Origin of the sequence: Salegentibacter sp. (assembly GCF_036568425.1) — a bacterium.
GTDB lineage: Bacteria > Bacteroidota > Bacteroidia > Flavobacteriales > Flavobacteriaceae > Salegentibacter.
The window spans coordinates 1-8,861 of the sequence record NZ_DATCSO010000091.1 but is presented as its reverse complement, the minus strand read 5'-3'; the positions used below and the strand labels follow the sequence as shown (position 1 = coordinate 8,861).

Annotated in this window: 8 protein-coding genes; 2 read left to right on the top strand and 6 right to left on the bottom strand. The window is 38.1% G+C overall.

The window, feature by feature from the left end:
* Window positions 1-111 precede the first annotated feature (111 nt).
* Entirely contained in the window at window positions 112-576 is a 465-nt protein-coding gene (locus VIM94_RS08735; RefSeq protein WP_332038911.1) for a DUF4199 domain-containing protein, read from the bottom strand.
* A gap of 182 nt (window positions 577-758) precedes the next feature.
* Here VIM94_RS08735 and VIM94_RS08730 point away from each other — a divergent pair, with 182 nt between their 5' ends.
* Window positions 759-2,096 (top strand): pitrilysin family protein, encoded by a 1,338-nt coding sequence (locus VIM94_RS08730; RefSeq protein ID WP_332038910.1) that lies wholly within the window; start codon window positions 759-761, stop codon window positions 2,094-2,096.
* Window positions 2,097-2,101: 5 nt separating this feature from the next.
* Window positions 2,102-4,162: a pitrilysin family protein gene (locus VIM94_RS08725; protein WP_332038909.1), complete on the top strand. Its 2,061-nt coding sequence runs from the start codon at window positions 2,102-2,104 to the stop codon at window positions 4,160-4,162.
* A gap of 57 nt (window positions 4,163-4,219) precedes the next feature.
* Here VIM94_RS08725 and VIM94_RS08720 read toward each other — a convergent pair whose 3' ends face one another.
* The 5 genes from VIM94_RS08720 to mutY form a co-directional block, all read right to left on the bottom strand.
* On the bottom strand, window positions 4,220-5,122 hold the full coding sequence (locus VIM94_RS08720; protein WP_332038908.1) for a DMT family transporter: 903 nt from the start codon (window positions 5,120-5,122) through the stop codon (window positions 4,220-4,222).
* A gap of 60 nt (window positions 5,123-5,182) precedes the next feature.
* Window positions 5,183-5,734: a gliding motility lipoprotein GldD gene (gldD, locus tag VIM94_RS08715; protein WP_414707169.1), complete on the bottom strand. Its 552-nt coding sequence runs from the start codon at window positions 5,732-5,734 to the stop codon at window positions 5,183-5,185.
* A gap of 17 nt (window positions 5,735-5,751) precedes the next feature.
* Window positions 5,752-7,074 carry a gliding motility-associated protein GldE gene (locus tag VIM94_RS08710; RefSeq protein ID WP_332038906.1) on the bottom strand — a complete coding sequence of 441 codons (1,323 nt, stop codon included), beginning with the start codon at window positions 7,072-7,074 and terminating at the stop codon, window positions 5,752-5,754.
* Window positions 7,075-7,095: 21 nt separating this feature from the next.
* Window positions 7,096-7,542 carry a single-stranded DNA-binding protein gene (locus VIM94_RS08705; RefSeq protein ID WP_332038905.1) on the bottom strand — a complete coding sequence of 149 codons (447 nt, stop codon included), beginning with the start codon at window positions 7,540-7,542 and terminating at the stop codon, window positions 7,096-7,098.
* A 120-nt stretch (window positions 7,543-7,662) separates the two neighbouring features.
* Entirely contained in the window at window positions 7,663-8,709 is a 1,047-nt protein-coding gene (mutY, locus tag VIM94_RS08700; RefSeq protein ID WP_332038904.1) for an A/G-specific adenine glycosylase, read from the bottom strand.
* Between the last annotated feature and the right edge of the window lie 152 nt (window positions 8,710-8,861).

The following is an 8,861-nucleotide window of genomic DNA, read 5'->3' as shown; positions in this document are numbered from 1 at the left end:
AATTGCGTACATAGTGTTTTTATTAGATTTATGCTTTACAAACGCCTGCTTTTTAGCAAGCGGGTGCAAATATACTTCTAATTAATTAATTCACAAACTCTTCTAAAGTTTTTAATAGGTATGCTTTTTTCCTTCTTTGGTATTCCAGGAGTCTTTCTTGAGTTGCATAAAGGTTAGGGTAAGAACGATACTGGTTGCAAATCCCATTAAGGCCACGGTAAAGAGTAGCATCCCAATACTTATAAACCAATCGTCAACCCACATAGTCACTATTTCATCCTTAAATCCAGGATCGATCTCAGTAGCGTAAATCCCAAAGAATATTGTGAATATAATAGTTGCGTTAAAGCCGGTTAAGAGCCCGGTCATAAAACCTTTTTGATACTTAAATTTATTTCCTGCAGAAAGCCTGTAGTACTTAATTGCTTCCCACATTCCGAAAGCCATAATCACCCCATTGAATAAACTGTAAATTGGATATTTATGAGCTCCGAATAATGAGAGAATTAAAAAATAAGCAATTAGCCCTGCAGCTACGGCTACTCCATGTTTTATTGGAATACTGAATTTTTTCATAGTTGTTTTTTGAATTTACGCTAGTAAATTTCTTAAAAAACTACCGGTTTCTGCCTTAATACCTTGTTAATTTTGGAACTAGCGTGATTTGAATATAATTACTTTAATTATTATTCAATTTCTGTAACAAATCTACATTTTCTAATACTTATACCTGTACATTAATAAAAAACCATCTAAACATGTTTAACAAAATTAAGCTTACTGCCTTCGCCCTATTGGTTAGCGCGGCAGGTGTTGCTCAGGAGGTAGAATTCACCGAATACGACCTGGACAACGGATTACACGTAATATTACATCAGGACAATACAGCTCCCGTAGTCACAGTTGGAGTAATGTATCATGTAGGTGCTAAGGATGAGGAAGAAGGCCGCTCTGGCTTTGCTCACTTCTTTGAACACCTTCTATTTGAAGGCACCGAAAACATTGAGCGCGGAAAATGGTTTGACATTGTAGCCGCTAATGGTGGCAGCAATAATGCGAATACCACGCAAGATCGTACTTATTATTACGAAACCTTTCCTTCTAACAACCTTGAACTTGGTTTATGGATGGAATCTGAAAGAATGCTACACCCGGTTATTAACGAGGTTGGAGTAGAAACTCAAAACGAAGTAGTAAAGGAAGAAAAGCGCTCTCGTATTGACAATGCACCTTACGGGAAGATTATCTATTCCACCGGTATCAATAAATATGTTTTTGACAAACATCCTTACAAAAACTCGGTGATTGGCACGATGGAAGATCTTGACGCCGCCGAGCTTTCTGAATTCAAAGCTTTCTTTGATAAATATTACGGACCAAACAATGCCACTTTAGTTGTTGCCGGTGATATAGAAACCGAAGAAACCAAAGAGATGATTGAGAAGTATTTTGCTGAAGTTCCTAAAGGAAATGAAGTAGTAAGAGTTTCGATTGAAGAAGAACCAATTACTGAAACTATAACTGCCACAGAATACGACAGCAACATACAAATCCCCGCAAAGTTATTTGTTTACCGTACACCATCTATGTTAGAGAGAGATGCTTATATTTTAGATATGATATCTTCTATACTTACAGACGGGAGAAGCTCCAGAATGTATAAGAAAATGGTAGACGAAGAAAAAACCGCACTTCAGGTATTAGCTTTCCCAAGATCTCAGGAAGATTACGGAACTTACGTAATGGGTGCTCTTGCTTTAGGAGATACTCCTCTGGATACTCTTGCAACTTCTATGGACGAAGAGATTTACAAACTTCAAAACGAGTTGATCTCAGAAAAGGAATATCAAAAACTTCAGAATAAGTTTGAGAACCGTTTTGTAAATTCTAACAGCAGTATTCAGGGAATCGCTTCATCACTTGCAACATACAATGTTCTTTATGGAGATACCGACCTTATTAATGAAGAAATTGAAATCTATAGAAACATTACAAGAGAAGATATTAAAAGAGTTGCCAACGAATATCTTAATGAGAACCAACGTTTAGAATTAGATTACCTTCCAGCAAGCGACAAGGAACAACCTAAAAAATAAAAAGAATGAAATTCAATATACTTACATTATTTATCGCCTGTTTTTTGACCACAGCGGCAATTGCACAGGTAGACCGCACCAAACAACCGACACCAGGACCGGCGCCAAAGATCAATCTTGGCCAACCAGATGAATTCACATTAGACAATGGCTTAAAAGTTTTAGTAGTAGAAAACCATAAATTACCAAGGGTTTCTGCTTCTTTAATTATTGACAATAAGCCTCACACAGAAGAAAAGCCGGCAACCTCTTCTCTTGTTGCTTCATTAATGGGGACAGGAACAGAGAATATGTCTAAAGACCAATTTAACGAAGAGATAGACTTTTTAGGAGCTAATATTAATTTAGGATCAGAAAGTGCATATGCGAGCTCTCTTTCTAAATTTTTCCCAAGAGTTATGGAGCTTATGGCCGAAGGAGCTTTAAGACCAAAATTCACCCAGGAAGAGTTTGATGCAGAGAAGAACAAGCAAATTGAAAGCTTAAAGTCCATAAATAAAGATGTAGGCTCTATCGCAAGCCGGGTGAGCTCAGCTTTAGCTTATGGAACCAATCATCCTTATGGAGAATTTGCTACCGTAGAAAATACCGAGAAAGTGTCTTTAAAAGATGTCGAAGAATTTTACGATAGCTATTTTAAACCTGCCAATGCTTACCTTGTAGTAGTTGGTGATGTCAAAACTTCTGACGTAAAGAAATTAGCTGAGAAGAATTTTGGAAACTGGAAAGCAGGTGCTCCAAAGGAGCAGGAGTTACCTAAGGTAATTAATGTTGATGAAACACAAATCAACTTAATTGATATGCCTAACGCTGTTCAGAGTGAACTAAGACTACAGAACACAATAGACCTTAAAATGTCAGACGAAGATTACTTCCCGGTTTTAGTTGCAAACCAGATTCTTGGCGGTAGTTTTGGTAGTTATCTTAACATGAACCTTAGAGAAGACAAAGGTTATACCTATGGAGCAAGAACAAATACAGGAGCCGATAAGTATGCTTCAAGATTTGTGGCCCAGGCAAGTGTTAGAAACGCAGTAACCGATAGTGCAATTGTAGAGTCTTTAAAAGAGATTAGAAGAATTAAAACCGAACCGGTAGATGCTGAAATGCTGGAAAATGCAAAAAGTAAATTTGCCGGTGATTTCGTACTAAGGCTGGAACAACCATCTACCATCGCCAATTATGCACTTAATATAAAAACCAATGATCTATCCGAAGATTTCTACGAAACTTTCCTTCAAAAAATCAATGCAGTAACTGCAGAAGATATTCAGCGTGTAGCCAACAAATATTATCAAACCGATAATATGAGAATTGTTGTTGCCGGAAAAGCTTCAGAAATTGCTGAAAATCTTGAAAAGATTGAATTTAACGGAAAAACGCTTCCGGTTAAGTATTACAACAAACTTGGAGAGGAAGTTGAAAAACCTCAACCAAAAGAAATTGATGCTTCTGTTACCGTAGAAAAAGTTTACGGAGATTATATTGAAGCCATCGGTGGACGTGACGCCTTGGAAGAAATAGAAAGCATAGCAATGATCGCTGAAGCTACCGTACAGGGAATGGTTTTGAATCTAAGTATGAAAAGAACTATGGATGGCAAGTTAAACCAGGAAGTTTCGGTTGGCGGAAATGTGATGAGCAAGCAGGTATTTAATGGCGAAACTGGCTTTGTAGTGGCGCAGGGGCAAAAAATTCCTTACAACGAAGACCAGATCAAAGCTGCAAAAATCGACGCCAATCCATTTCCAGAACTTGAAGTAGGCAATGCTACTCTGGAAGGAATTGAAAGCCTGGAAGGCACTGATGCTTACGTTATTGCCTTAAGCGAAAATCATAAAGCTTATTACAGCGTAGATAGCGGCCTAAAAATGCAAACGGTACAAACTATATCTCAGGGAGGGCGAACCATGAATATCCCAACTGGATACAGTGACTACAAGGAGGTAGAAGGCGTGAAATTTCCTTTCAAAATGACCCAGGCCGCGGAACCACAAACTTTTGAATTTAATGTGACTGAAATCCTGATAAATGAAGGGGTAACAGCCGAAGATTTTGAAGAATAGTCTTTTTTATTAATGTTAGAGGGTGAGAAAACCGGCTTAAGGGTCGGTTTTCTCTTTTTATATCGCTTGCTTTCTGAATTTGCTGAAAATTTTTTTAGACCTGTTCACTATAAAAACTCCTGCTAAAATAACCATGGCAGAGAACAATTGCCAGAAGCTAAAAACCTCCCCATCCAAAATTCCCCAACCAAGAGCTACCACAGGAATTGTATAAGTCACAGAAGTGGTGAAAACGGGATCGGATATCTGCACGAGCTTATTGAAAACAATCATTGCTATCCCGGTACCAATTATTCCCAGAACCGCTACATAGCCTACAGACATTTGAATTTCAGCTGTTAAATCCTTCTGGAAAAAACCAGATAAAGCAAGAATGCCAATTGCAGGAATGAGAAGCACAGTAAAGTTCCCGGCTGCGATTGCAAGTGGTGAAATGTCGCTCATTTTTGTTTTAAGAATGTTCACGTTTATCGCATAGCACCCGGCAGCCATCACCACCAACAGGGAATACAGGTAATTTTGATCTGGATTTATTTTGGATCCACTAAGAATTAACCCAATTGCCCCTAACAGGCCAATTCCAACCCCAATAAGTTTATTTTGTGTGAATACTGCTCTAAAAAAGAACGCCCCGAAAACAAGTGTTAAAATTGGGGTGGTAGCATTCAATATTGAAGCAATAGCACTGTCTATCTCGGTTTCAGCAAAGGCGAACAAATAAACCGGGAAAAATGATCCCAGGAATCCCGAAATTATAATCCACTTCCATTGACCGGAGGTAAGCTTAAGCAGACTTTTGAACCCAACAAGGATAAGGAAGAGGGCTGCAAAAATTATTCTAAAGGAACCAACTTCGGTCGCAGAAAGACCAACAAGACCTTTTTTAATCAGGATAAAAGAACTCCCCCAAACTAAAGAAAGCAGGAAAAGATAGATCCATTTCAGTTTTTGTAGTGGCATATAATTTTTGCTTTTTCAGTGGCAAAAATCGATATAAAATCATGCAAAACAACTTTTCTCTTACTTTTTCTCCTGCCAGCGTAGACTTTCCATCAAATGCTTCATGTCCTTTTTTAGATAATCGGCAGCAGGAACAATGGAATCAAAATTTGGTTGGCGGTTGAAGTAAATCGATCCGGTAAGAAAATGTTCAACACTGTCGGTTAGGTAAAACTGAGCCTGGGAAGCTGCATCCCCTTCAATTTCATAAAACATCCCATAAGTGTCGTGAAGCGCATTGGTATACATATCACCTTCAATAACATCGGCCTTTATGGTGTGCTGCAAGGGCAGATTTTGAGCATCTTTCAATAAAGAATCCAAATTGTTCCTAACCGGTTGATAAGTAATAAAAATCATTCCATCCATATCTCTATATTCCAGATTTATCCAGCAGGGAATATTATTTCGCGAGGGAGTAATAATAGCTTTTTGATTCTTTTCGAAATTGTAAGGACAATCAAGATTTATGGGGGAGTAAACCGCCTCTGTATAATCCAGGGCCAGGAAAGCCCTGGGTTTTGGTCTCGCCTCATCACTCCCACAGGAAGAGAACATTAACACTAAGATCATTATTTTAACGGCTAATCTCATACAGGCATTATACTAAGCTTGATCTGTTTTATCCTTTTATCGTCTACTGCTTCAACGGTAAAAGTATAATTCAGGAAAAAGATATCATCATTTTTTTTCGGAAAACCGGCCGATATCTCCAGAAGAAAGCCTGCCAGGGTTTCGGCTTCACCCTTTTTTTCTTCAAAAGCTTCCGTCTCCTCCAGCTTAATAATTTTATAGAAATCCTTTAACGGCGTTTTCCCCTCAAAAATAAAATTATGTTCATCCAATTTTGAGAAAATAAGATCTTCATCATCAAACTCGTCACTAATATCCCCAACGATCTCCTCAATTATATCTTCCAGAGAGATCAATCCACTGGTTCCACCATATTCATCTACAACAATTGCCAGGTGGTTTTTCTTATCCTTAAAATCGTTGAGAAGGTCGTCAAGTTTTTTATTCTCCGGAACAAAATAGGGTTCCCGCAACAACCCGGTCCATTCAAATTTATTTTCCTCAATATAAGGTAGAAGGTCTTTCACGTATAGGATCCCGATAATATTATCTATATTTTCTTTGTACACAGGAATTCGGGAATAACCGTTTTTGATAATTTCAGGAATGATCTCCTTATAATTTAGATTTTCGTTGAGCGCAAAAATATCCATCCTGGGCCGCATTACCTGTTTGGTATCGGTATTCCCAAAAGAAACAATCCCCTTAAGGATTTTTTGCTCTTCCTTGCTGGTTCCTTCATCACTGGTAAGATCCAGCGCCTGCGAGAGATGGTCTACATTCAAAAAGGAACGTTGTTTTCCGAGTTTATCGTGAATAAACAAAGTAACCGAACGCATAGGCGTACTAAGAGGAGAGAAGAAACTATCAAGAAAATTAAGCGGCTGAGCCATAAAATTTGAAAACTCCACTTTATTTCTGCTGGCATAAACCTTTGGCAAAATCTCTCCAAAAAGAAGGATAAGGAAGGCTACTACTCCCACCTCTATAATAAGTTTAAAATCCACACCCCAGAAAACGGTTCTTATCATTCCGAAGAGCTCATCGGTGAGCGTATCAAAAAGCAGAACGATAGCAATATTTATAAAATTATTAGCTACCAGAATTGTGGCTAGCAGTTTCTTTGGCTTATCTAAGAGTTTTACTACAATTTGCTGTGCCTTGCTTCTCTTTCCATCATCGGTAATCACATCGGCCGGGGTGAGGGAAAAGAATGCCACCTCGGCTCCTGAGATAAGGGCAGAACAAAGCAGTAAAAGCAATAAGATAATCAAGCTAATTATCTGGGTGAAGTCTATAGTGGCCCAAAACAGAATTAAACTGGGAGGTTCTGAGTCCAAATGTTATGGTTTTAGTTAAACTTAAAAGGGAAGATCATCTTCATCTTCTTCCTGTGCAAAGCTATCATTTTTTGGTTGGCTTTGTGGTTTTTGTGTCTGAGTTTCCTGAGAGGCACTTCCTCCAGCCTGATCCTTGGGAGTTAAAAAAGTAAATTCTGTACAGTGAATCTCAGTTGAATACTTATCGTTCCCTTGGTCATCCTGCCATTTGCGGGTCTTTAATCTACCTTCAATATAAACCTTATCACCTTTTTTAAGATATTTCTCACAAATCTCTGCAGCCTTATTACGCACCACAATATTATGCCACTCGGTATTGGTAACCCGCTCCCCTGTGGTTTTATTGGTGTAAGACTCATTTGTAGCCAGTGGAAAGCGCCCAAGCGAATTTCCCCCCTCAAAATAATGCATTTTCACATCATCTCCCGTATGCCCTATCAGCATTACTTTGTTTAGCGTACCAGTCATTTTTTTAAGTTTTATTTGAACCTCATTTAGAGGGTTTGCTCAGTTTAAATTTATTCTAAAATACTCAAAAAATTCGAGCAGACTAAAATTGATTGAAATAAAAGTTTCCATATCTCTATATCAGTATTCCTCAAAGCCCGATTCCTCGAGGAAATTCTGGATTAAAACCGGAACGGGATATTTTTTAACTTCGCCTACAGGAATACCATTTAATAAAGTTCCCGAGTTTACCATCCAGAAATGCGTATAAATATGTTGATGAGAAAGTTTATGCACTACGGGTTTTTCATTAAATAAGCTAATCTCACTTGCTATAGCACCTGTCTTTTCCAAAATCTCTTCTTCTGAAATAAATGTTTCAGAAGTTGGCGGCTCGGCGGTCTCTATAAGCGGAAATTCATATAAGCCTTCCCAAATTCCTTTTCCTTTACGCTTCTCAAGAAGGGTTCTGTTTTCTTCAGAAGAGAAAACCAGATAATTGAAATAACGCTTTTTTACTTTTGTTTTTTTAAGCTTAACAGGCAACTCTTTAATTTTATTGTGTTTTAAAGCCAGGCAGATATCATTAAAAGGACAGGTATTACAAAGCGGGTTACGCGGTTTACAATGCAAGGCCCCAAATTCCATCAAGCCCTGGTTGAACAATGAAGGGTGCTCTTTATCAATTAATTCCCAGGCCAGCAATTTAAATTCTTTAACTCCAGCGGTAGAATTTATCGGGGTTTCAACATCAAAACACCTGGAAAGCACCCTATAGACATTCCCATCAACAACGGGAACTATTTCATTATAGCAAATGGAAGCAATGGCGCTGGCGGTATAATCGCCAACTCCTTTCAGTTTTTTAAGGTCTTTATAATTATCGGGGAAAACCCCGTTTAGCTTAAAAGCAACATATTTGGCTGTTTCATGAAGATTACGAGCCCGGGAATAATAGCCTAACCCCTGCCAGAGTTTAAGCACTTTTTCCTGGGAAGCTTCAGCGAGATCAAAAACAGAAGGAAAAGCCTTTACAAAGCTTAAATAATAAGGTAATCCCTGCTCGACCCTGGTTTGTTGCAGCATAATTTCGCTAAGCCATATATGGTAAGGGTTGGCAGTTTTGCGCCAGGGTAAATCGCGCCTGTTATTTAAATACCAATTAATCAGTATTTTAGAAAATTCCATAGAAATTATTGTCGGGTTGCAATATTAAAAGTTTATTCCGTTATTATTTAATGAATTAGGCTTGAAATATTGGAGATTTAATTCTTATATTTGCGCCCTTGAAAAATTAGAAACCCCAATTTATAATATTAAATAGCACGAAAATGACGAAA

Coding starts and splice junctions, on each gene's coding strand:
- gldD (WP_414707169.1), bottom strand. CDS start 5,734: ATGATCTTAGTGTTAATGTTCTCTTCCTGTGGGAGTGATGAGGCGAGA.
- VIM94_RS08705 (WP_332038905.1), bottom strand. CDS start 7,542: ATGACTGGTACGCTAAACAAAGTAATGCTGATAGGGCATACGGGAGAT.
- mutY (WP_332038904.1), bottom strand. CDS start 8,709: ATGGAATTTTCTAAAATACTGATTAATTGGTATTTAAATAACAGGCGC.
- VIM94_RS08725 (WP_332038909.1), top strand. CDS start 2,102: ATGAAATTCAATATACTTACATTATTTATCGCCTGTTTTTTGACCACA.
- VIM94_RS08730 (WP_332038910.1), top strand. CDS start 759: ATGTTTAACAAAATTAAGCTTACTGCCTTCGCCCTATTGGTTAGCGCG.
- VIM94_RS08735 (WP_332038911.1), bottom strand. CDS start 576: ATGAAAAAATTCAGTATTCCAATAAAACATGGAGTAGCCGTAGCTGCA.
- VIM94_RS08720 (WP_332038908.1), bottom strand. CDS start 5,122: ATGCCACTACAAAAACTGAAATGGATCTATCTTTTCCTGCTTTCTTTA.